This is a genomic window from Dermacoccus sp. PE3 (assembly GCF_001021715.1).
GTDB classification, from domain to species: domain Bacteria; phylum Actinomycetota; class Actinomycetes; order Actinomycetales; family Dermatophilaceae; genus Dermacoccus; species Dermacoccus abyssi.
In genome coordinates this window covers 212,408-235,494 of record NZ_LDCM01000001.1, presented here as the reverse complement: position 1 = coordinate 235,494, position 23,087 = coordinate 212,408, and the positions used below count along the sequence as shown (strand labels likewise).

At 67.4% G+C, this 23,087-nt stretch carries 15 protein-coding genes and 1 tRNA gene; 12 read left to right on the top strand and 4 right to left on the bottom strand.

The genetic code is table 11. The annotated features are described in order from the left end of the window. Position 1 precedes the first annotated feature (1 nt). Entirely contained in the window at positions 2-1,066 is a 1,065-nt protein-coding gene (locus tag AA983_RS01120) for an adenosine deaminase (RefSeq protein ID WP_047310411.1), read from the bottom strand. A gap of 156 nt (positions 1,067-1,222) precedes the next feature. On the opposite strand from AA983_RS01120, the gene AA983_RS01115 reads away from it, so the two are divergent. The 5 genes from AA983_RS01115 to rplA all read left to right on the top strand — a co-directional run bounded on the left by AA983_RS01115 (position 1,223) and on the right by rplA (position 4,055). Beyond that, positions 1,223-1,295, top strand: a tRNA-Trp gene (locus AA983_RS01115). A 30-nt stretch (positions 1,296-1,325) separates the two neighbouring features. Further along, the gene (secE, locus tag AA983_RS01110) at positions 1,326-1,577 is read left to right on the top strand and encodes a preprotein translocase subunit SecE (RefSeq protein ID WP_047311060.1); all 252 of its coding nucleotides are present in this window, start codon (positions 1,326-1,328) and stop codon (positions 1,575-1,577) included. Between the two features lie 118 nt (positions 1,578-1,695). After that, positions 1,696-2,523: a transcription termination/antitermination protein NusG gene (gene nusG / locus AA983_RS01105; RefSeq protein WP_047310410.1), complete on the top strand. Its 828-nt coding sequence runs from the start codon at positions 1,696-1,698 to the stop codon at positions 2,521-2,523. A 98-nt stretch (positions 2,524-2,621) separates the two neighbouring features. Beyond that, the gene (rplK, locus tag AA983_RS01100) at positions 2,622-3,050 is read left to right on the top strand and encodes a 50S ribosomal protein L11 (protein ID WP_047310409.1); all 429 of its coding nucleotides are present in this window, start codon (positions 2,622-2,624) and stop codon (positions 3,048-3,050) included. 285 nt (positions 3,051-3,335) lie between these two features. Further along, the gene (rplA, locus tag AA983_RS01095) at positions 3,336-4,055 is read left to right on the top strand and encodes a 50S ribosomal protein L1 (RefSeq protein WP_047310408.1); all 720 of its coding nucleotides are present in this window, start codon (positions 3,336-3,338) and stop codon (positions 4,053-4,055) included. Positions 4,056-4,125: 70 nt separating this feature from the next. Here rplA and AA983_RS01090 read toward each other — a convergent pair whose 3' ends face one another. Then, complete coding sequence (locus AA983_RS01090) at positions 4,126-6,516, bottom strand: lamin tail domain-containing protein (RefSeq protein WP_047310407.1); 2,391 nt, start codon at positions 6,514-6,516, stop codon at positions 4,126-4,128. Between the two features lie 402 nt (positions 6,517-6,918). Between AA983_RS01090 and rplJ the strand changes: the two genes are divergently transcribed. The 5 genes from rplJ to AA983_RS01065 all read left to right on the top strand — a co-directional run bounded on the left by rplJ (position 6,919) and on the right by AA983_RS01065 (position 19,639). After that, on the top strand, positions 6,919-7,509 hold the full coding sequence (gene rplJ / locus AA983_RS01085) for a 50S ribosomal protein L10 (protein WP_047310406.1): 591 nt from the start codon (positions 6,919-6,921) through the stop codon (positions 7,507-7,509). A gap of 102 nt (positions 7,510-7,611) precedes the next feature. Then, positions 7,612-7,998 carry a 50S ribosomal protein L7/L12 gene (gene rplL, locus AA983_RS01080; RefSeq protein ID WP_047310405.1) on the top strand — a complete coding sequence of 129 codons (387 nt, stop codon included), beginning with the start codon at positions 7,612-7,614 and terminating at the stop codon, positions 7,996-7,998. A gap of 134 nt (positions 7,999-8,132) precedes the next feature. Beyond that, positions 8,133-11,648: an ABC transporter ATP-binding protein gene (locus AA983_RS01075; protein ID WP_047310404.1), complete on the top strand. Its 3,516-nt coding sequence runs from the start codon at positions 8,133-8,135 to the stop codon at positions 11,646-11,648. Positions 11,649-12,115: 467 nt separating this feature from the next. Continuing rightward, positions 12,116-15,601 (top strand): DNA-directed RNA polymerase subunit beta, encoded by a 3,486-nt coding sequence (rpoB, locus tag AA983_RS01070; RefSeq protein WP_047310403.1) that lies wholly within the window; start codon positions 12,116-12,118, stop codon positions 15,599-15,601. 141 nt (positions 15,602-15,742) lie between these two features. Then, entirely contained in the window at positions 15,743-19,639 is a 3,897-nt protein-coding gene (locus AA983_RS01065; RefSeq protein WP_047310402.1) for a DNA-directed RNA polymerase subunit beta', read from the top strand. 112 nt (positions 19,640-19,751) lie between these two features. Here AA983_RS01065 and AA983_RS01060 read toward each other — a convergent pair whose 3' ends face one another. Beyond that, positions 19,752-20,687: an NAD-dependent epimerase/dehydratase family protein gene (locus AA983_RS01060; protein WP_047310401.1), complete on the bottom strand. Its 936-nt coding sequence runs from the start codon at positions 20,685-20,687 to the stop codon at positions 19,752-19,754. After that, positions 20,680-21,687: a glycosyltransferase gene (locus AA983_RS01055; RefSeq protein ID WP_231579492.1), complete on the bottom strand. Its 1,008-nt coding sequence runs from the start codon at positions 21,685-21,687 to the stop codon at positions 20,680-20,682. Before AA983_RS01055 ends, AA983_RS01060 begins: the two co-directional genes overlap by 8 nt. A gap of 485 nt (positions 21,688-22,172) precedes the next feature. Here AA983_RS01055 and rpsL point away from each other — a divergent pair, with 485 nt between their 5' ends. Then, positions 22,173-22,547, top strand: coding sequence for a 30S ribosomal protein S12 (rpsL, locus tag AA983_RS01050; protein WP_047310400.1), 375 nt, complete (start codon positions 22,173-22,175; stop codon positions 22,545-22,547). After that, the gene (rpsG, locus tag AA983_RS01045) at positions 22,547-23,017 is read left to right on the top strand and encodes a 30S ribosomal protein S7 (protein WP_047310399.1); all 471 of its coding nucleotides are present in this window, start codon (positions 22,547-22,549) and stop codon (positions 23,015-23,017) included. The genes rpsL and rpsG overlap by 1 nt, the downstream gene beginning before the upstream one ends. Positions 23,018-23,087 lie beyond the last annotated feature (70 nt).

Sequence of the window (23,087 nt, the reverse complement as noted above, 5' to 3'; positions counted from 1 at the left end):
GTCACGCCTCGTTCGGCCGGGGCGAGCTGGCGGGCTGGGCGAGCAGCCACGCATCGATGTCGGCGTTCGCGCGCTGCACGACGTCCTGCGGTGCTCGGGAGATGGCGAAGCTGTCGCGTGCCAGCTGCGCGAGTTCGGCGTCGCTGAAGCCGTGGACGTCGCGCGCCGTGCGGTACTGATCGCTCAGGCGCGAGCCGAACAGCAGGGGATCGTCCGCGCCGAGCGCCATCTTGGCTCCGGCGTCGAAGAGGCGGCGCAGGGGCACGTCACGTGCTTCCTCGTAGACGCCGAGCGCGACGTTGCTGCCGGGACACACCTCGAGGCCCACACCGTCGTCGACGACCCTGCGCAGGACGTCATCGGAATCCGCACTGCGCACCCCGTGGCCGAGGCGGTCGGGACGCAGCGCATCGAGCGTTTCCGTGACCGCGTCGGGGCCGAGCAGCTCACCGCCGTGGGGGAGCGAGGCGAGCCCGGCGTCCCGGGCGATGCGGAAGGCCGGCGCGAAGCTCTCGGTGTCACCGCGGCGCTCGTCGTTACTCAACCCGAAGCCGACAACCGGGCCTGCGTTCCTCGCGGCGAGCCGGGCGAGTGTGCGGGCGTCGAAGGGGTGCTTGAGGCGCGAGGCAGCCACGACGACGCCGACGCCGATGTCGTGGCGCTCGGACGCCTTCTGCGCTTCGTCGAGCACGATCTCCAGCGCGGGTGTGATTCCGCCGACGAAGGGGGCGTAGGAGGTGGGGTCGACCTGGATCTCCAGCCATCGCGAACCCTCCGCGGCGTCTGTGGCCGCGGCCTCGTCCACGATGCGTCGCATGTCGTCCTCCGAGCGCACGCAGGCGCGGGCCGCGTCGTAGAGGCGCTGGAACCGGAACCAGCCGCGTTCGTCCATGGCGGAGGCGAGAGTCGGCGGCCAGTGGTCCGTGAGGCTCTCCGGAAGGCGAACTCGGTGAGCGACGCTGAGGTCGAGCAGCGTGTCGAACGCCATCGAGCCAGTGAAGTGCAGATGCAGGTGGGCCTTCGGGAGGGTGTCGATGTCGCGGGCGGTCCTGGTCGTTCCGGTCACGCCCTCATCCTGTCACCGAGCACGTACGTTCCCGAGCGTGGCGCAGCCTCGCGGCCGTGGGGCCACCCCGATTTCCACCCAGCGCCGTTCGTCCCGTAGACTCGTGCGCCGGTAGACCGGACACCCATTCGGGATACCGCGCGGGGCAACCCGCGAAGGGCACTAGCTCAATTGGCAGAGCACCGGTCTCCAAAACCGGGGGTTGGGGGTTCAAGTCCCTCGTGCCCTGCACAGCGCACTGATCCGGAAGGGTGACACTGTGGCAGACAACGACGCAGCGACGAGCACGGCCGTCGCAGGCGAGCGTGAGCGCCGCGGTTTCTTCGGCCGCATCCTGTTGTTCGCCCGACAGGTGATCGACGAGATGCGCAAGGTCGTCTACCCCACGCGTGACGAACTCACCAGCTTCACGATTGCCGTCCTGGTGTTCCTCGCGGTCATCATGGCCTACGTCAACGGTCTAGACTGGATGTTCACGCGTGCGGTGTCGTGGGTCTTCGGCTCCGGCTGATCCCCGAGACATCACGAGAGTCGCCGCCTGGGCGCCCGCTTCGCGGGAGGCACGGGCGGCGCGCTTGTGTGGCGCACCACTTGAATGTAGTTCCCCTCATGTGAAGGAAGCAGGGTCGATGACCGAGCAGAACCCCGAGCAGCTCTCGCCCGCCGCTCGAGAAGAGGCCGAGTACGCGGCCGACGCCGCACAGACGCCGGACGCCGATCTCACGCCCGAGCTCGGCGAGATCGGCAAGCTGCCGACGGCCGACGAAGCCGACGAGGAGAACGCCGCGCGCACCGAGGACGAGGCGTCCGCTTCCGAGGACGGCGCCGACGAGGCTGCCGTCGACCCGCGCGAGGCCTTCATCGCCGACCTCAAGTCGCAGTTCGGTGACTGGTACGTCATCCACTCCTACGCCGGCTACGAGAAGCGCGTGAAGACGAACCTCGAGCAGCGCATCACGAGCCTCAACATGGAGGACTACATCTTCCAGATCGAGGTGCCGATCGAGGAGTACACCGAGATCCGCAACGGTCAGAAGAAGTCCGGCACGCGCGTTCGCATGCCCGGATACGTCCTCGTGCGCATGGACCTCACCGACGAGTCGTGGGGCGCCGTGCGTCACACGCCGGGCGTCACCGGCTTCGTGGGCAACGCCCACCAGCCGTCGCCGCTGTCGATCGACGAGGTCGTCACGATGCTGAACCCGACGTTCGACGAGCCGGAGAAGGCTTCCGACGCCGCTGCCACCGGAGGCGCCAAGGGCGGCTCGGGCACGGCCCCGGTTGCTGTCGACTTCACCGTCGGCGAGTCCGTCACCGTCATGGAGGGCCCGTTCGAGACGCTGCCCGCGACGATCTCCGAGATCAACGCTGACACCGCGAAGCTCAAGGTCCTCGTCTCCATCTTCGGCCGCGAAACGCCGGTCGAACTGGGCTTCAACCAGGTCGCCAAGATCTGATCAGCCCCACCTGTTCCTCTCGTCGCCCGTCCGGGTGACGAGGATGCAACCGGGTCATCGCCCACGGCGTCGGCCCACAACACGAAAGAGGTGGCACCATGCCCCCGAAGAAGAAGGTTTCCGGCTTCATCAAGCTGCAGATCCAGGCCGGCGCGGCTACGCCGGCACCGCCGGTCGGTCCGGCGCTGGGTCAGCACGGCGTCAACATCATGGAGTTCGTCAAGGCGTACAACGCCGCGACGGAATCCCAGCGTGGCAACGTCATCCCGGTCGAGATCACGGTCTACGAAGACCGCTCCTTCACGTTCATCACGAAGACGCCGCCGGCTGCTGAGCTCATCAAGAAGGCTGCGGGCGTGCAGAAGGGCTCCGGCGAGCCCCACAAGACGAAGGTCGCTCACCTGAGCAAGGACCAGATCCGCGAGATCGCCGAGATGAAGATGCAGGACCTGAACGCCAACGACATCGACATGGCCTCGCGCATCATTGCGGGAACGGCGCGCTCGATGGGTATTACCACGGACTGAAAGTGCACCGACGGAACGGACGCCGCGCGTTCGCTTCGTAGGTGACGATCCGGCGGTGTGCTTTCAGTCCAGAAAACATGGTCTGATCTCCACCGCTGTCGTCCTCGAAGGGCCTGGCTCACCGATTTCGGTGGGCTGGGCCCTTCGGCTATCCTTGAAGGGTTGCCCTTGTGGCATCAGCGGCGTTCGGAGCCTTTCCGTCCGTCGTGAACCTCACGGTTCGAAAGTGGTTGGGCCCGCGCTGGTCCGTACAACCACGACCTCCACCTGTTCCAAGGAGAACTCATGAAGCGCAGCAAGGCTTACCGCGCGGCCGAAGAGAAGATCGAGGCCGGCAAGCTCTACTCCCCGCTCGAGGCGGTTCGTATCGCCAAGTCGACGAACGAGACGAAGTTCGACGCCACCGTCGAGGTCGCGATGCGTCTCGGTGTCGACCCGCGCAAGGCCGACCAGATGGTCCGCGGCACGGTCAACCTGCCGCACGGCACGGGTAAGACGGCCCGCGTCCTCGTCTTCGCGAACGGCGACAAGGCAGCTGCGGCTGAGGCCGCCGGCGCCGACTTCGTCGGTTCGGACGACCTCATCGCCAAGGTTCAGGGCGGCTGGACGGACTTCGACGCCGTCGTCGCCACGCCGGACCTCATGGGCAAGGTCGGTCGTCTCGGTAAGGTCCTCGGCCCCCGCGGTCTCATGCCGAACCCGAAGACGGGCACGGTGACGATGGACGTCGCCAAGGCCGTCTCCGACATCAAGGGCGGAAAGATCGAGTTCCGCGTCGACAAGCACGCGAACCTTCACTTCATCATCGGCAAGGCCTCGTTCGACGAGCGCGCCCTCGTCGAGAACTACGCGGCTGCGCTGGAGGAGATCCTGCGCCTCAAGCCGTCCGCTTCGAAGGGTCGCTACATCACGAAGGCCACGCTGGCCACGACGATGGGCCCCGGCATCCTGCTCGACCAGTCGCGTACGCGCAACCTCATGGAGGAGTCGGGCGAGCAGGCCTGATCTTTCTCGTTGACGCACGAGGCCCCACCGAGTCGAACTCGGCGGGGCCTCTTGCGTCGTGCTGATCGGATCAGTTGGGGCGGATCTGCAGTCGCACCACCTGCGGGTCGTGGTCGGAGTCCTGGTCGGTGAACTCGCTGTTCGTGTGCACGATGTCGTAGCTGTAGGGCGCGCCCTTCCAGCCCTTGGGGCTGCGCGTCAGCTGCGGCGAGACGAGGATGTGGTCGAGGGTCTGGCTGTTGCCCTCGTAGACGTAGCTGTAGCGCTCGTTCGCGGGGAGCGTGCGCGGCAGGTCCGTCATCGCGTTCGCTCCGGAGCCGACGAGGATGTCGGTGGTGCGGCTGAACTCGAAGTCGTTGATGTCGCCGAGGGCGACGATTCGTGCGTCGGGGTCGGCTGCGAGGAGCTGGTCGGTGAAGGTTCGCACCACCTGCGCCTGGGCGTGGCGCTGGGTCTCGGAGGAGCGAACGGGTTGCTGCCACCGGCCGAACAGCGGGTCGTCGCCGCCCTTGGAGTTGAAGTGATTGGCGATGACGAAGACGTTCTCGCCGCGGAAGCGGAACTGGCCGACGAGTGGTTTGCGGGAGTCCGCGAAGGCGGGGTTCGTCGGGTCGATGCGGCCGGGGGAGACGGTGAGCGCCGCCTTCTTGCCGCGCCCGATGACCTGCGTGGCCGTCGTCGCGGACGGGTTGCCGGCGTCGACGAAGTCGATGTCGCGGTCGGTGCGGAAGAGGAAGACCTGACGGATGTTGCCGCCGGGCGCGCCCCCGTCCTGGCCGTCCTCAGGGTTGACCCACCGTGCCTCGTAGGCGGGACCGCCCCTGGCCTTGATCGTGTCGACGAGCTTGCGCACGGTGGTGGAGGAGTCCACGGTGCCGTCGTTCTGCACCCCGTTGTTGTCCTGGATCTCCTCGAGCGCGAGGACGTCGGGCGAGCGGAGGTTGGTCGTCACCTGGTCGGCGAGGCGGTCGTACTTGTCCTGCTGGTCGCTGGGCGCGAGATTCTCGACGTTGAACGTGGCGACGGCGAGCTGGTTGTTCGACTGTGCGCTGGTCGTCTCGCGGGTGAGGCCGGACGGCATGTGGCCGGCGGGCGTCGTGACGAGCACGTGGGGCATGGCGAAGGCGTAGTCCATGATGCCCATGGTCGTGCCCGTGTAGGTGTCGCCGACGTTGGCTGCGGGGATGGAGTTCGCCGGGATGAGCGAGTCGTCGAGAACGAGGCGCATGGCGTTGGGGCGATCGTATCCGCCGTACACGACGCCGCCGCGCGGGCTGGTGGTGGCGCTGACGTTCTGGCCGGGCACGACGGGCGTCTCGCCGTAGCGCGCGTTCGTGGGGCCGACGGCGCGCGCATCGTCGAGAGCCACCTTCATGCCCTCGAGGGACTCGTTGAAGTCGATGGAGTGCCGGGCCGGGTCGAAGACGGCGGAGTCGTACTCGACGCTCTTGGGGTCGCCCGCTTCGATCGTCTGCTGCGGTGCGATGCGGTCCTTGCCGATCCACACGGCCGGAATCGCCTGGCCGTGGCCGGTGACGGAGACCTTCGGGCTCGAGATCTGGGTCGTCGTGAGGTTGTCATTGCCGGATGCGCCGCCGGGGCGGAACTCGGTGACCACGCCGGCGACCTCGACGGCGTCACCGACGCTCTGCGCCGGCGCCGACCTGGTGTAGACGAAGACAGCATCGCTCGTGGCGTCGTTCTCGTCGCTGGGCGCCTGCATCCAGAAGCCGGTGCGCGAGGTCGCCGTGATGACACCGGCAACGCCGCTCACGCGCTGATCGCGCAGCGGGGAGAGGTGCGACGATCCCTGGATCTCCTGAATGGTCGTGGCCGATGGGGCTGGCGGCTGCACGGCAGAGCACAAGCTCGCGCCGGCGGCAGCGCCCGCCGGAGAGGGCGCCCCGGTGGCGAAGTCACTCGCGTTGTCGTCGGTGTCTGTGCACTCGCTGCGGCGTGCGACGGAGGTGGTGTTCGACGTCGCGGGAGCCGGGGCTCCTTCGGCGACCGCCGCATTGCCCCAGCCGACGAGGTCGACGGTGGCGCCATCGGCGTTGACGAGGGCGACGCGACCGGCGGAGGAGGACATGGGGATGCGGCCCGTCACGTCGGCGTTCGGAAGGGCCGCGGCCGAGGTGTTCGCTCCGTCAGCCTCCTGGACGAGGAAGTGGTGGCCCGCCGGGACCGAGCCGGTGAGGGGCGTCGTCTGCGCGCTCGTGCCTGAGGCGGACCAGTATTGCACGCTCCACCCGGTGAGGTCGATCGCCGTGCCGGAGGCGTTGTACAGCTCGACGAAGTCGCTGCGCAGCGGAGCGCCGGAGTTGCCGCCGCCCCCAAAGACCTCGGAGACGAGGACGGTCGAGGACGCGGCTTGCGCGGGGCTGAACGCGGTGCCGAGCGCGCCGACCACGACGAGGGCGGCCGTGCCGGCGAGGAACCGGCGGGGAGGGTGCTGACCCATGGGGATGCCTTCCAAGGAGTTTTCAGGGTGCGCCGAAAAACATACGCTGCCAAAGGAGTTCGCGGAGCGCGCCCGATGCGTCCGGTGGATGAACAGCAGGTGTGCTGTCGACGACGTCCGTGCCGTCCGGGCAAGACGGCGCCCTCGATTTGGTCGCTGGCACCGCGCCCGGTAGTCTCTTGCGTACCAATGACCGCCGGTTGTCATGAGTTGCTTCTCGAAGCGGCGCACGACCGAAGGCCTCACGGAAGTGAGCAGCCCGCGCAGGTGAGCTAAGCCGTCCATCGTGATCGCCTCTTCGAGTGTGATCGTCGGTGACATACGAGCCTCAGCGCGCCTGCGCCTGAGGCTCTTTTTCATGTGCGCCCTCACCACTGGCATTCACCACCGAAGGAGGCACGCATGGCTACTGCCGCAAAGGATGCAGCCATTGCCGAGCTCGCGGACAACTTCCGCAACTCGGATGCTGCCGTGCTGACGGAGTACCGCGGCCTGACCGTGGCGCAGATCACCGATCTGCGTAACTCCATTCGTGAGCACGCCACTTACTCCGTGGTGAAGAACACGCTGACCGCTCGTGCGGCTGCCGAGGCCGGAGTCACGGCCTTCGACGGCCAGCTCCAGGGCCCGTCCGCTATCGCCTTCGTCACCGGTGACCCGGTGGAGACGGCGAAGAAGCTGCGTGACTTCGCCAAGGCCAACCCTCTCCTCGTCATCAAGGGCGGCGTCCTTGACGGCAAGGCCATGTCGGCCGAGGAGATCAACAAGCTTGCGGACCTCGAGTCCCGCGAGACCCTGCTCGCCAAGCTGGCCGGGGGCTTCCAGGCCTCGCTCAGCCAGGCGGTTTACCTCTTCGCGGCCCCGCTGTCGCAGAGCGCTCGTGCAATCGAGGCCCTGCGCGCGAAGGTCGAGACCGAGGGCCCGGTTTCCGACGCAGCTCCGGCTGCCGAAGAGGCCACCGCAGACGTCGCCGAGGGTGGCGACGAGGCCTGATCTCGACACCCGTCGAGCAGGTCGCACCCAACACAACGCCACTCACGGCACGGATCGCCAGAGAACATCTGGGATCCGACAAGAACAGAAAGGACGCCCATCATGGCGAAGCTCTCCAACGACGAGCTCCTTGAGGCTTTCAAGGAAATGACGCTCATCGAGCTCTCCGAGTTCGTGACGCTCTTCGAGGACAAGTTCAACGTCACCGCTGCTGCCCCGGTTGCAGTTGCCGGTGCCGCTCCGGCTGCCGGTGGCGACGCTGCCGCTGCCGAGGAGAAGGACGAGTTCGACGTCATCCTGGCCGCTGCCGGTGACAAGAAGATCCAGGTCATCAAGGAGGTCCGCGCCCTGACGTCCCTCGGTCTGAAGGAGGCCAAGGACCTCGTTGACGGTGCTCCGAAGCCCGTTCTCGAGGGTGTCAACAAGGAGACCGCGGACAAGGCCAAGGAGTCCCTCGAGGGCGCCGGCGCCACCGTCGAGCTCAAGTGATCTCGTCCCAGGCTCGCCTGGGATCGTGAACTTCGACCATCGGGTCGCACCTGCGGGTGCGGCCCGATGGTCGTTTGTGTCGGGGCAATATTCGTGTGCGGTCGTCACCGGCTGCCTCTAGTGTGTTCCGGGCCATGAGTCAGCAGTCAGCGTCCGCCCCCACCCGATCGGCTTCCGAAGCCCATCGGGCTCCTGTCGACTGGCGACGCCTGCGTGGCCCCGCCGCTGTGATCGCGCTCGTTGCGCTGGCCGTCTCGTCGGTGGGTCCCTCGACCGCGGCGCTCCTCGCAGGGCGGCTCGCGGAACATCCCGAGGGCGGGCTCGTCGCGTGGCTGGCCGTGCTCCTGCTCGGCAGCGCCGTGCTCAACACGGTGGGTCGATACGTGTGGGCCACCGTCGTCGACCGGGCTGCCGGCGCGCTGCGCCAGGACCTCGTCGACGCCGTGCTCCACCAGCCCCTCGCGGCGCTGTCGGAGCAGGCCGTGGGAGAGGTGCTCGACCGCGTCGACGACGACACCCACGAGGTGAACAACCTCGTGCGCATGCAGCTGTGGATGGTGCTCAACACCGTCTTCGCGCTCGTGCCCATGTGGGTCGTGGCGGGCGTGTCCTGGACTCCCGCGTGGGTGATGTTCCCGCTCTTCGCCGCGGGGGCCTTCTGGCTCATCAAGCCCCTGCTGGGCAAGATCGCCGAGCGGAAGGTCATCGAGGAAGCCCAGTGGACAGAGCATGCCGCTGCGTTCGAAGAGGGCGTGGCCGCGCGTGACGACATCCGCACCAACCTCGGCCAGGGCTTCGTCCTGGCCAACATCGTGCGCCTGTCGTCGGTGGTGCACCGTCGTTTCCAGGACGTGCTGCGCCTCGAAGTCGGCGTCATCCTTCGCTCCGGGCTGACGCTGCATCTCCTGCTCGCCGTGGCGATGGCGGTCAGTGTCGTTCTCGCCTCGCGCGGTGACCTCGCGGTCTCGCAGGTTGTGACGCTCGTGCTCGTGACGAGCACCTTCGTCGGGCGGGTCGGGCGCCTCGCCGAGCAGCTTCCCGACCTGCAGGCCGGCCTCGGCGCCATCACCCGACTGCGTCAGCTCATGGCGGTCGAGCCCGAGCGCGTCGAGGGCGATCCGGTCCCCGACGGCGATCTCAGTCTCGAGTTCCGCGACCTCACGTTCTCCTACACGGGGGACGACGTCGTCCTCGAGAACGTCGACCTGCGGCTTCCCGCCGGTGCGACGCTCGCGCTCGTCGGGCGCACGGGTTCCGGCAAGTCGACGCTCGCGAGCCTCGTCTCCAGGGCCGTCGAGCCGCCTGCGAGCCAGGTGTTCGTCGGCGGACGTGATGTGCTCGAGCTCGACGTCGACGCCCTGCGCGCCGCTGTGGGGACGGTGACCCAGAAGACCGACATCCTCGCGGGCACGCTGGCCGAGAACGTCACGCTCTTCGGCGAGGCGGACAATGCCCGGGTGACGGCGATCATGGCCGAGCTCGGATTGAGCGACTGGGTCGAGGGACTGCCGAACGGCGTCGACACCCTGCTCGGCCCGGGAGGCATCACGCTCTCGGCGGGGGAGGCGCAACTCGTCGCCTTCGCCCGTCTGCTCGCACGCGACGTCGAGGTCGTCATCCTCGACGAGGCCACGGCGCGGATGGATCCGGTGACGGAGGCGCGCGTGGTCGCGGCGTCGGAGCGGCTGCTCAAGAACCGCACCGGGGTCATCATCGCCCACCGCCTCTCGACCATCGAACGCGCTGACTTCGTCGCGGTGCTCGATCGCGGCCGCGTGGCGCAGTTCGGCACGCACGACGAGCTGTCGCAGGCACCGGGCCACTTCAGCCGCCTCCTCGAGGCTGCGGAGGCAGCCGACGCTTCGGTACCCGAGGCCGATACGCCTGACGCGCCGTCGGCGCCGGACGATCAACCCGTTCTGCGAGCTCGTCGGCGCACTGACGTGCCTGCCGCTCGCAAGGTCGACCCCGCCCCTCCGCTGTGGCGGGGTATCCGTGACGCGCTCCTGGTCAAGCCCCTGTGGGGCGCCATCCCGGGGCTGGGCTTCCTCGCCTTCTCCCTCGTCGGTTCGGTGGGAGCCATCACCGGTTGGGTGTGGGGAACGACGGTCGAGGCCCTCGTCGCGGATGCTGAGTGGCGCCCCTGGCTCGTCGCCTCCCTCGTCGCGGTGCTGCTCGGGCCGGGCATCCTCGCGTGGGCCGTTTCGCGCTACCCCCGGTGGTGGATCGAGGTGCTCCTTCGAGTGCGACTCAACGTGCTGCTCGGTCAGACGGCAACGTCGCGGCTGGAGGCCACCCCGCCCGGCGAGGTCGTGGCCCGAGCGATGGACGCCGACCGCTTCGTGAAATACGCCGACCGCTGGGTCGACTTCCTCAACGGTCTGGCCATCGTCGCGGTGACGTCGCTCGTGTCCGGCACACCGCTCACCGGTGCCGTGCTCGCCGCCATCATGCTCGTCTCCTCCGCTGCTTCGGCCCTCGGCCGTCCCCTCGCAGGAAGTTCCGCCGCTGCGGCGTCGAAGAGCCGTGCCCGCTTCGGCCGGGCGCTGGTCTCCGTCGTCGAGTCGGCGCGCACCGTGAAGCTGGCGGGGCGTCTGCGGGAGGCGCGCGAGCACCTGCGCCAGGTGGACGCGGGCCGCGTCGACGCCGCCGTGCGGGAGCACCGCATCGCCGCCGTGCTCCAGGGCGTTCCGCTCGTCGCGATCGAAGCCGGTGTCGTCATCGCCTGGGCCGGTGTCGTCTGGGACGTGTGGAGCCTCGCGACGGGCCTCCTCGTCGCGAACGCGGCGATGGGGTTCGAGTGGTTCGGCCAGGTGGCCAGCGCCGTGGTCACGGAGGCTCCCGGCACCCGGGCGTGGCAGCAGGCCACGGTGGCCTACGCGGGTGGTCGTGACATCACGTCGCTGCCGAAGGACGTCGACCTCGCGGCGGGCCGGGCCCCGGCGCCCCAAGAGGAGCCGGGGGAACCGCTCGAGAGCCTGCGCCTCGAGCACCTCTCGGCCGTGCACGACGACGGCACGCTGGGCGTCGAGGACGTCTCGCTCACCGTGGAGGCGGGCGAACTCGTCCTCGTCCTCGGTCAGGTGGGTTCAGGCAAGTCGAGCCTGCTCGGCGCGCTCGCCGGGCTCGTGCGCCACACCGGCGAACTGCGGTGGAACGGGAAGGTCGTCGAGGACGAGGAGAGCTTCCTGCGGCCGGGCCAGGTGGCGTACGTGTCCCAGACGCCCCGCGTTCTGTCGGGCACCTTCGGTGACAACATCCGTCTCGGTCTTCCGCGTCGGTACGACGAGGCCGTCGCCGATGCCCGTCTCGTGCCCGACATCGAGCGGGCCGGGGGTGTCGATGCGCTGGTCGGTCACCGCGGCCTGCGGCTGTCGGGCGGGCAGGTGCAACGTCTCGCCCTGGCGCGCGCACTCGCCACCAACGCCGAACTCATCGTCGCCGACGACGTCTCGAGCGCCCTCGACGCCACCACCGAGCTGGAGTTGTGGAACGCGCTGCGCGAGCGAGGCTCCACCGTCATCGGGGCGAGTTCGAAGCGGGCCGCACTGGCCCGGGCCGACCGCGTCGTCGTGCTCGTGGACGGGCGCGTCGCCGCTGTCGGTCCGTGGTCCAGGCTGAGTGGGCGGTTCGGGGCTCTGGCGGGCTAGCCGGAGCCTCGGGCGCCCGCTCGGCGACCTGCCGCGAATCACCCGGATGGGGTGTCATCACGGGGGTTTTGCCGGTCGCTCGGGCGCGGCGCGGTGTGGGTGCTTGACTGGCGAGCCCGGCTGAGCCATCCTCATGTAACTCAATACGAGCCTCGGGGGAGAGGCTCGTTCCATATCGACTCAGGTGGAGCGCGACGCACAAAGCGAACGCTCGACGACGTCGAACTTGCATGTCCCCGGCCGGGGGACTATTCTGCTATTTTGCGCTGCCTTGTCTCTGGGCACCCTCGAAAACCAACGAAGCACGACGACGAGATCGACTGTTCGACCGGCTGCGGCCGCGTCGCGTCCCGGTCACCACGACGGGTGGGTTCGATCCTCGCGCTCGAGTGCGTTGGGGTTCGGGTTCCGTCCGGGGCTGAGGGCACGTATTAGCCGCTCTGTTAGGCCTGTGGAAGGAACACTCCTTGGCTGCCTCGCGCACCGCGACCCAGACTCTGTCCTCGGCGAAGACTGCCTCCGGCCGTCTCACCTTCGCCAAAATTCGTGAGCCCCTCGAAATCCCGGATCTGCTCGCGTTGCAGACCGAGAGCTTCGACTGGCTCCTCGGCAACGAGAAGTGGCAGGCCCGCGTGGCCGCCGCCAAGGCCGAGGGCCGTGTCGACGTCCCCGAGCGCTCCGGTCTCGAGGAGATCTTCGAGGAGATCTCCCCGATCGAAGACTTCTCCGGCTCCATGTCGCTGAGCTTCCGCGACCACCGCTTCGAGGACGTCAAGTACTCGATCGACGAGTGCAAGGAGCGCGACATGACGTACGCGGCTCCCCTCTTCGTCACCGCCGAGTTCATGAACGCCGAGACCGGCGAGATCAAGAGCCAGACGGTCTTCATGGGCGACTTCCCGCTCATGACCGACCGCGGCACCTTCGTCATCAACGGCACCGAGCGTGTCGTCGTCTCGCAGCTCGTGCGCAGCCCCGGCGTGTACTTCGAGCGCAGCATCGACAAGACCTCCGACAAGGAGATCTACACGGCCAAGGTCATCCCGAGCCGCGGTGCCTGGCTCGAGTTCGAGGTCGACAAGCGCGACATGGTCGGCGTTCGCGTCGACCGCAAGCGCAAGCAGTCCGTCACCGTCCTGCTCAAGGCCCTCGGCTGGACCGAGGCTCAGATCCTCGAGGAGTTCGGCCAGTACGAGTCGATGCGCGCCACCCTGGAGAAGGACCACACGGCCGACCAGGACGCCGCGCTGCTCGAGATCTACCGCAAGCTGCGTCCGGGCGAACCGCCGACGCGTGAGGCCGCTCAGCAGCTGCTCGACAACCTGTACTTCAACGGCAAGCGTTACGACCTCGCGAAGGTCGGCCGCTACAAGGTCAACAAGAAGCTCGGTGTCGACGGCGGCCTCGAGGACTCGACGCTGTCGGTCGACGACGTCGTGGCCACCATCAAGTACATCGTCGCGCTGCACGCCGGCGAGGACACGATGAAGGGCAAGCGTCACGGCGAGGACGTCGACGTGCGTGTCGAGGTCGACGACATCGACCACTTCGGCAACCGTCGCCTCCGCAACGTCGGTGAGCTCATCCAGAACCAGGTCCGCACGGGTCTTTCCCGTATGGAGCGCGTGGTTCGTGAGCGCATGACGACGCAGGACGTCGAGGCCATCACGCCGCAGACCCTGATCAACATCCGCCCGGTCGTGGCGTCGATCAAGGAGTTCTTCGGCACCTCGCAGCTGTCGCAGTTCATGGACCAGAACAACCCGCTCGCCGGTCTGACGCACAAGCGTCGTCTCTCCGCGCTGGGCCCGGGTGGTCTCTCCCGTGACCGCGCCGGCATGGAGGTCCGTGACGTCCACCCGTCGCACTACGGCCGCATGTGCCCGATCGAGACGCCGGAAGGCCCGAACATCGGCCTCATCGGTTCGCTCGCGTCGTACGGTCGCATCAACCCGTTCGGATTTGTCGAGACGCCGTACCGCAAGGTCGAGAACGGCAAGGTCTCCGACGAGGTCGTCTACCTGTCCGCCGACGAGGAGGACACCTACGTCATCGCGCAGGCCAACGCCCCGCTGACGCAGGACAACGAGTTCGTCGAAGATCGCGTCATGGCCCGCACCAAGGGCGGCGAGGCGAGCGACGTCGCGCGCGACGAGGTCGACTTCATGGACGTGTCCGCACGTCAGATGGTCTCGGCCGCCACCGCGCTCATCCCGTTCCTCGAGCACGACGACGCCAACCGCGCCCTCATGGGTGCCAACATGCAGCGTCAGGCCGTGCCGCTCGTGCGCTCGGAGGCCCCGCTCGTGGGTACCGGCATCGAGTACCGCGCGGCACTCGACTCGGGTGACGTCGTGCGTGCGACGAAGGCCGGTGTCGTGCAGGAGGTCTCCGCCGACCTCGTGACCGTCGCCAACGACGACGCCACGTACAGCACCTACCGCATCGCGAAGTTCACGCGTTCGAACCAGGGCACCTGCTACAACCAGCGTGTCGTGGTCACCGAGGGTGAGCGTCTGGAGGAAGGCGCTGTCATCGCCGATGGTCCCGCGACCGACGGTGGCGAGATGTCGCTCGGTAAGAACCTGCTCGTGGCGTTCATGCCGTGGGAGGGCTACAACTACGAGGACGCCATCATCCTCAGCCAGCGTCTCGTCCAGGACGACACGCTCTCCTCGATCCACATCGAGGAGCACGAGATCGACGCTCGTGACACGAAGCTCGGCCCGGAGGAGATCACGCGGGACATCCCGAACGTCTCCGAGGAGGTCCTCGCCGACCTCGACGAGCGCGGCATCATCCGCATCGGCGCCGAGGTCCGCGACGGCGACCTGCTCGTCGGCAAGGTCACGCCCAAGGGTGAGACCGAGCTGACGCCGGAGGAGCGCCTCCTGCGCGCCATCTTCGGTGAGAAGGCCCGCGAGGTCCGTGACACGTCCATGAAGGTCCCGCACGGCGAGACCGGCACGGTCATCGGCGTCAAGGTCTTCGACCGCGAGGAGGGCGACGAGCTTCCCCCGGGCGTCAACCAGCTCGTGCGTGTGTACGTCGCGAACAAGCGCAAGATCACCGACGGTGACAAGCTCGCCGGCCGTCACGGCAACAAGGGCGTCATCTCGAAGATCCTGCCGGTCGAGGACATGCCGTTCCTCGAGGACGGCACGCCGGTCGACGTCGTGCTCAACCCGCTCGGTGTTCCGTCCCGAATGAACCCGGGTCAGGTCCTCGAGCTGCACATGGGCTGGGCCGCGTCGCGTGGCTGGAACATCGAGGGCACGCCGGAGTGGGCCGCCAAGATCCCCGAGGACGCGCGTCAGGCCGGCGCCAATACGCGTATCGCCACCCCGGTGTTCGACGGTGCGCGAGAGGCCGAGATCCGCGGTCTGCTCGACTCGACGAACAAGACCCGTGACGGCGTGCGTCTCATCGACAACTCCGGCAAGGCGCAGCTGTTCGACGGTCGTTCCGGCGAGCCGTTCCCGGACCCGGTGTCGGTGGGCTACATGTACATCCTCAAGCTCCACCACCTGGTGGACGAGAAGATCCACGCCCGTTCGACCGGTCCGTACTCGATGATCACCCAGCAGCCGCTCGGTGGTAAGGCGCAGTTCGGTGGTCAGCGATTCGGCGAGATGGAGGTGTGGGCCCTGGAGGCGTACGGCGCCGCCTACGCGCTGCAGGAGCTGCTCACCATCAAGTCGGACGACGTCACCGGCCGCGTCAAGGTGTACGAGGCCATCGTCAAGGGCGAGAACATCCCCGAGCCCGGCATTCCGGAATCGTTCAAGGTCCTCATCAAGGAAATGCAGTCGCTCTGCCTCAACGTTGAGGTCCTCAGCAGCGACGGCACGGCGATCGACCTTCGCGACTCGGAGCAGGAAGTCTTCCGCGCTGCCGAGGAGCTGGGTATCGACCTGTCGCGCCGCGAGCCGAGCAGCGTCGAGGAAGTCTGATCACGGCCAGACCGGGGCGCGCTCGTGCCAAGCGCGCCCCGGTCCCCGGCAGACGTTAGGTCCCGCGCCCAAAGGCGTGCGGACAACCACAACAGCAACGATCAGACTTTTCAGATTTAGGCGAGAGAAGGAATCAGCACAGTGCTGGACGTCAACTTCTTCGATGAGCTTCGTATCGGCCTCGCGACCGCGGACGACATCCGCACGTGGTCGCACGGCGAGGTCAAGAAGCCCGAAACCATCAACTACCGCACCCTCAAGCCCGAGAAGGACGGCCTCTTCTGCGAGAAGATCTTCGGCCCGACTCGCGACTGGGAGTGCTACTGCGGTAAGTACAAGCGTGTCCGCTTCAAGGGCATCATCTGTGAGCGCTGCGGCGTCGAGGTCACCCGTTCCGCGGTTCGCCGTGAGCGCATGGGTCACATCGAGCTCGCCGCTCCGGTGACGCACATCTGGTACTTCAAGGGTGTCCCGAGCCGCCTGGGCTACCTGCTCGACCTCGCCCCGAAGGACCTCGAGAAGGTCATCTACTTCGCGGCCTACATGATCACCTCGGTCGACGAGGAGCAGCGTCACGCCGACCTGCCGTCGCTCGAGAACCAGATCGAGGTCGAGAAGAAGGAACTCGAGAACCGTCGCGACGGCGACATCAACACGCGTTCGTCCAAGCTCGAGGCCGACCTCGCGGAACTCGAGAAGGAGGGCGCCAAGGCTGACGCCCGCCGCAAGGTGCGCGAGTCCGCCGAGCGCGAGATGACGCAGATCCGCAAGCGTGCGGACCAGCAGATCGAGCGCCTCGAGCAGGTCTGGGACCGCTTCAAGAACCTCAAGGTCCAAGACCTCGAGGGCGACGAGGTCCTCTACCGCGAGATGCGCGACCGTTTCGGTCTGTACTTCGAGGGCGGCATGGGCGCCGCTGCACTGCAGAAGCGCCTCGAGAACTTCGACCTCGACGCCGAGGCCGAACTGCTGCGCGAGATCATCGCCACGGGCAAGGGCCAGAAGAAGACGCGTGCGCTCAAGCGCCTGCGCGTCGTCACGGCCTTCCAGCAGACCGAGAACAAGCCTGCCGGCATGGTTCTCAACTGCGTTCCGGTCATCCCGCCGGACCTGCGCCCGATGGTTCAGCTCGACGGTGGCCGTTTCGCGACGTCCGACCTCAACGACCTGTACCGCCGCGTGATCAACCGCAACAACCGACTCAAGCGACTGCTCGACCTCGGTGCGCCGGAGATCATCGTCAACAACGAGAAGCGCATGCTTCAGGAGGCCGTCGACGCGCTGTTCGACAACGGCCGCCGTGGTCGTCCGGTCACCGGTCCGGGCAACCGTCCGCTCAAGTCGCTCTCCGACATGCTCAAGGGCAAGCAGGGTCGCTTCCGTCAGAACCTGCTCGGTAAGCGCGTCGACTACTCCGGCCGTTCGGTCATCGTCGTCGGCCCGACCCTGAAGCTGCACCAGTGTGGTCTGCCCAAGCAGATGGCGCTCGAGCTGTTCAAGCCGTTCGTCATGAAGCGTCTGGTCGACCTCGAGCACGCGCAGAACATCAAGTCGGCCAAGCGCATGGTCGAGCGTGCTCGCCCGGTCGTGTGGGACGTCCTCGAAGAGGTCATCCGTGAGCACCCCGTGCTGCTCAACCGTGCACCGACGCTGCACCGTCTCGGCATCCAGGCGTTCGAGCCCCAGCTCGTCGAGGGCAAGGCCGTCCAGATCCACCCGCTCGTCTGCTCGGCCTTCAACGCCGACTTCGACGGTGACCAGATGGCCGTCCACGTGCCGCTGAGCTCCGAGGCGCAGGCCGAGGCCCGCATCCTCATGCTCTCGAGCAACAACATCCTCAAGCCCGCCGACGGTCGTCCCGTGACGATGCCGACGCAGGACATGATCATCGGCCTGTTCCACCTCACCTCCGAGGTGCTCGACGCCGACGAGATCAAGGACGAGGACATCCGTTCGTTCTCGACCGTCGCCGAGGCCCGCATGGCCTTCGACGCCGGCGAGATCAAGATCGGCACGCCGATCTCGGTTCGCCTTCGCGACTTCGTTCCGACGGCCGGCACCTCGCTGCCCGAGGGCGTCGAGGCCGACGAGAACGGTTTCGTCTCCGAGCTGCGTATCCGTACGACGCTCGGTCGCGCGATCTTCAACGGCACGCTGCCCGAGGACTACGAGTACATCAACAAGCCCGTTGACAAGAAGGTCCTCTCGGCCATCGTCAACGACCTTGCGGAGCGTTACTCGAAGGTCCAGGTCGCGGCGTCGCTCGACGCTCTGAAGGAGACCGGTTTCCACTGGGCCACGCGCTCGGGTACGACCGTCGCCATCTCGGATGTCGTCATGCCGTCGAACAAGAACGAGATCCTCGAGGGCTACGACGCGAAGGCCGCGAAGGTCCAGCTCCAGTTCGACCGTGGTCTCATCACGGACGACGAGCGCCGTCAGGAGCTCATCGAGATCTGGACGCAGGCGGCCAACGAGGTCTCCAAGCAGATGGAGAACAACTTCCCGAAGGACAACCCGATTTACCGCATGGTGAACTCGGGTGCCCGAGGTAACTGGTTCCAGCTGCGTCAGCTCGCGGGTATGCGTGGCCTCATGGCCAACCCGAAGGGCGAGATCATCCCGCGTCCGATCAAGGCCAACTTCCGTGAGGGCCTGTCGGTTCTGGAGTTCTTCATCTCGACCCACGGTGCTCGTAAGGGTCTGGCCGACACCGCTCTGCGTACGGCTGACTCGGGTTACCTCACGCGTCGTCTCGTCGACGTGTCGCAGGACGTCATCATCCGCGAGGAGGACTGTGGCACGAAGCGCGGTCTCGTCCTGCCGATCGCGCAGCGCAACGCCGACGGCGCGCTCGTCGAGCACGAGGACGTCGAGTCGAGCGTGTACGCACGTAACGTCGCGACCGACATCGAGATCGACGGCAAGACGTACCTGCAGGCCGGTGACGACCTCGGTGACGTCGCGCTCGACGCGCTGATCGAGGCCGGCATCGAAGAGGTCAAGGTCCGCTCGGTCCTCACCTGTGAGTCCCGCGTCGGTACGTGTGCGAAGTGCTACGGCCGTTCGCTGGCCACCGGCAAACTCGTCGACATCGGTGAGGCCGTCGGTATCATCGCGGCCCAGTCGATCGGTGAGCCCGGCACCCAGCTGACGATGCGTACCTTCCACACCGGTGGTGCTGCCGGTGACGACATCACGCAGGGTCTGCCCCGAGTCGTCGAGCTCTTCGAAGCTCGTACGCCGAAGGGTGTCGCCCCGATCGCCGAGGCCGCCGGAAAGATCGAGATCGAGGAGACGGACAAGGCCCGTCGAATCCACCTCGTTCCGGACGACGGCTCCGAGCCGCACGCCTACCCGGTGAGCAAGCGTGCGCGCCTGCTCGTCGCGGACGGCGACCGCGTCGAGGTCGGCACGCTGCTCGTGCAGGGTGCGATCGACCCGAAGCAGGTGCTGCGCATCCTCGGCCCGCGTGAGGTGCAGAAGCACCTCGTCGACGAGGTCCAGGGCGTGTACCGCCAGCAGGGTGTGTCGATCCACGACAAGCACATCGAGGTCATCGTGCGCCAGATGCTGCGTCGCGTGACGATCATCGAGGCCGGTGACACCGACCTGCTCCCGGGTGAGCTGGCGGAGCGCGCGCGCTTCGAGGACTCTTCGCGTCAGGCTCTCGCCGAGGGCGGACGTCCGGCGTCGGGTCGTAGCGAGCTCATGGGTATCACGAAGGCGTCGCTGGCCACCGAGTCGTGGCTGTCGGCCGCTTCGTTCCAGGAGACGACGCGCGTCCTCACGGAGGCCGCGATGAACGCCAAGAGCGACCCGCTGCTGGGCCTCAAGGAGAACGTCATCCTCGGTAAGCTCATCCCGGCCGGTACCGGCCTGACGCGCTACCGCAACGTCAAGGTCGAGCCGACGGAAGAGGCGAAGGCCGCGATGTACGCGCTGCCGGACTACCAGCCGTACGACTACCCGGTCTTCGGCCCGGGTTCGGGTGAGGCCGTCCGCCTGGACGACGCTTCGCTCGGCTTCGACAGCTGATCGTTCGCAGGACCAACGCCGAAGGCGGCCCGGTTTCGACCGGGGCCGCCTTCGGCGTTTCAGTTGAGCTGTGCGTATGGGGAGGACCCCTGTCGGGCTCGCACGTGCTGGGTCAGCTCGCGAGTTCTCCCTCGCGGAACTGGCGCAGGATGCCCTCGACCGTCGCCGAGACGCCGACGGGCAGGGGAGTGGTGGCGTACGCGTCGAGCTCCGGCAGCACCATGGAGCGCAGTCGCAGGTCGCTCGACTGCGCGGAGGCCAGCTTGGAGGCGGCGTAGATGACGTGCGGCTTGCGCTTCGTCAGGTGACGTAGCAGGCCGATCAGCTCGCCGATCGTCACACCGTTGCCGCTGGCGAGGATCTTCGTCGTGTGCGCGAGGTCGCGCTCCTCGGCCGTCTCGACGAAGGCGAGCGCCATGGCGGCGCAGTCGTCGGCGTAGAGGTAGTCGCGGATCGTGTCGATCGGCACGTAGACCCCGAGCGGGCTGCCGGAGACGAGCGTGCGGCCGAGGTGGGAGATGAGTCCCTGCATCTTGGCCAGGTTCTGTCCCGGGCCGTAGAGGTTGGCGATGCGGCCGATGGCGAGGCGCTGATGTGCGTCACCGAGGATTCTCGTCGCGACCTGCTCCATGGCGAGCTTCGCGTGGCCGTAGGGCGCCAGAGGAGCGGGTTCGGTTGCCTCGGTGAAAGGCCGAGGACCGTCGGCACCGGCGAGCAGGCCGCCGGCCGACGAGGCCAGAAACACGGTGCCGCGCTGGTCGCCGGCCGCTGCGGTGAGGTGCTCGAGGAATCCGGCGAACTCCTCGACCTCCCGATCGAGCGCCTCCTGGGACGTGCCGACCACGCCGGCGCCTGCGCACCACATGACGCGCCACGGCGCGTCTTCGACACTCGCGAGAAGAGCGTTCGCCGCGGCGGCCAGGTCGCCCGGCGCGTCCGGTGTGCTCCACCGGACGCGGGCGCGCAACGCCCGGTCACCGAGCAGCGTACTGACGGACGAACCGAGCAGGCCGCTCGATCCGACGACGAGCGTCGGACGATCAGCCATCACGTCGCGCGGGCTGCTCGACGCCGGCCTGGGGCCCGCTCTGAGCGCGGTCGCGGCCGAGGGGTCCGGCAGCCGGATCGGGCACGATGAGGTACAAGGGCTTACCCATCGCCATGTTGACGTTGACGCCGATGTACTCGGCGATCATGCCGAGCGAGATGAGTATCGCGCCGCCGATGATGAGGAGCGCGACCATGAGAGACGGCCACCCCGAGGGCAGGCTGGGCTCGAAGAAGAGTTTCGCCACGACGAGGACGACGGTGAGGACGAGACCGGCGATCGCGGCGACCACGCCGAGGAGGCTGACGGCACGCAGGCCGCGTGTACCGCTGGTGAGGAACATCCGCCAGAAGTGGCCGAAGAGACTCTTGTAGTTGTAGCCCGAGGGGCGGTCGCCCTCCTCGCGCAGATCGATCGGGCAGGTGGCGACGTCCTTCGTCACCCAACCGAGCGCCACGTCGAGGTAGATGTTCGGACCCGCGTACGCGGCGACACTGCGACCGATGGAGCCCAGCATGAGGCGGAAGCTCTGGAAGTCCTTGGCGTTCTTCAGGCCCGACGCGGAGCTGAGCACACGCTTGGCGCCCACCGAGGCGAGATTGCGTACGAAGCCGTGGGGCGGAGGGTTGCGCGCCATGCTGTAGACGAGACTCGCCTGCTGGGTGAGAGCGGTGTCGAGCATGTCGGCGATGAACTTCGGGTCGTGCTGACCGTCCTCGTCCATCGTGACGATCCAGTCACCGCCGGTGGACGCCATACCCGCCAGCGTCGCCGCGTGCTGTCCGAAGTTGCGGCTCAGCCAGACCGGACGGACCACGGGGTGCGCCTCGGCGAGAGCACGCATGGTGTCGTCGCTCGCGTCGGGTCCGTTGTCGTGCACGAGAAGGATTTCCGACACCTGGAACTCGGTTCCGCGCGCGGTTCGGCTGGGCTCGGTGTAGGGGAGCAGCTCGTCGATCACCGAGGGCAACGTGGTCTCACCCTGGTAGACCGGAATCACGATGGAGATGGTGTGCAAGTGCGTGCCCTCGCCCTGAGTCGTCGGAGACTGGATCAACGACATCGTAGACGCAGGCCGGCAGCACGGGCCGGGGGCCACCGTCGAGGCGGCGACCCGACGTCGACCCGCACGACGCGCACCCCCTCCGAAGGGGGTGCTCCGACGACGACGCCGCAGGAGCGTCGAGGGATCAGGGTGGCGGCACCTCAGGCGGCGTGTCGGGTTGCGGTCCAGGCCGGATTTGGCCGCGTGCACCCCGACTCGGTACTCTTGATGGGTGCTTGGGCGGAAGTCTGCCCATTGCCACACCCTCGCCGGGCAGTCGTATGTCAGGCAAGGTCCGCCGGACCGGCGGATCGTCTGCGCGAAAGTGCAGGGGAGGGGTCGCGCCGGACACGCCCGAGAGCGTGGGTGCGCGGCATGACAAGGAGCTCGTCGGCCCAGGTCGGCGAGCGGAACAGAAACGACACGTTCGGAGAACCAGGTTGCCTACGATCAACCAGCTCGTCCGTAAGGGTCGCCAGGACAAGGCCGTCAAGGCCGCAACTCCGGCTCTTAAGGGCAGCCCCCAGCGACGCGGTGTCTGCACCCGCGTCTACACCACGACCCCGAAGAAGCCGAACTCGGCTCTGCGCAAGGTCGCCCGCGTCAAGCTCACCTCGGGTATCGAGGTCACGGCCTACATCCCGGGCGTCGGCCACAACCTGCAGGAGCACTCGATCGTGCTCGTGCGTGGCGGCCGTGTGAAGGACCTTCCCGGTGTGCGCTACAAGATCATCCGCGGCTCGCTCGACACCCAGGGTGTCAAGGGCCGTAACCAGGCGCGTAGCCGCTACGGCGCGAAGAAGGAGAAGAAGTAATGCCTCGTAAGGGTCCTGCTCCTAAGCGCCCCCTCGTCGTCGACCCGGTCTACGGTTCGCCGCTCGTCACGCAGCTCGTCAACAAGATCCTCATGGATGGCAAGAAGTCCATCGCTGAGCGCATCGTGTACGACGCCCTCGAAGGCTGCCGTGAGAAGACGGGCACCGACCCGGTCGTCACGCTGAAGCGTGCGCTCGACAACATCCGTCCGTCGCTCGAGGTCAAGTCCCGCCGCGTCGGCGGTGCGACCTACCAGGTGCCGATCGAGGTCAAGCCGGCCCGCGCCACGACGCTCTCGCTGCGTTGGCTCGTCGGCTACTCGCGTCAGCGTCGTGAGAAGACGATGACGGAGCGCCTGATGAACGAGATCCTCGACGCCAGCAACGGCCTGGGTGCCGCTGTCAAGCGTCGCGAGGACACGCACAAGATGGCCGAGTCCAACAAGGCCTTCGCGCACTACCGCTGGTGATCGAGTTGGGGTGGCGGTCCGTTCTCTTCGTAGAATGGATCGGGCCGTCACCCCGGCTCACCCAGTACTG

Excerpts from the sequence above, each read along its gene's own strand:
- nusG (WP_047310410.1), top strand. The coding sequence starts at position 1,696 with ATGACCGAGCAGAACCCCGAGCAGCTCTCGCCCGCCGCTCGAGAAGAG.
- rplK (WP_047310409.1), top strand. The coding sequence starts at position 2,622 with ATGCCCCCGAAGAAGAAGGTTTCCGGCTTCATCAAGCTGCAGATCCAG.
- rplA (WP_047310408.1), top strand. The coding sequence starts at position 3,336 with ATGAAGCGCAGCAAGGCTTACCGCGCGGCCGAAGAGAAGATCGAGGCC.
- AA983_RS01090 (WP_047310407.1), bottom strand. The coding sequence starts at position 6,516 with ATGGGTCAGCACCCTCCCCGCCGGTTCCTCGCCGGCACGGCCGCCCTC.
- rplJ (WP_047310406.1), top strand. The coding sequence starts at position 6,919 with ATGGCTACTGCCGCAAAGGATGCAGCCATTGCCGAGCTCGCGGACAAC.
- rplL (WP_047310405.1), top strand. The coding sequence starts at position 7,612 with ATGGCGAAGCTCTCCAACGACGAGCTCCTTGAGGCTTTCAAGGAAATG.
- AA983_RS01075 (WP_047310404.1), top strand. The coding sequence starts at position 8,133 with ATGAGTCAGCAGTCAGCGTCCGCCCCCACCCGATCGGCTTCCGAAGCC.
- AA983_RS01060 (WP_047310401.1), bottom strand. The coding sequence starts at position 20,687 with ATGGCTGATCGTCCGACGCTCGTCGTCGGATCGAGCGGCCTGCTCGGT.
- rpsG (WP_047310399.1), top strand. The coding sequence starts at position 22,547 with ATGCCTCGTAAGGGTCCTGCTCCTAAGCGCCCCCTCGTCGTCGACCCG.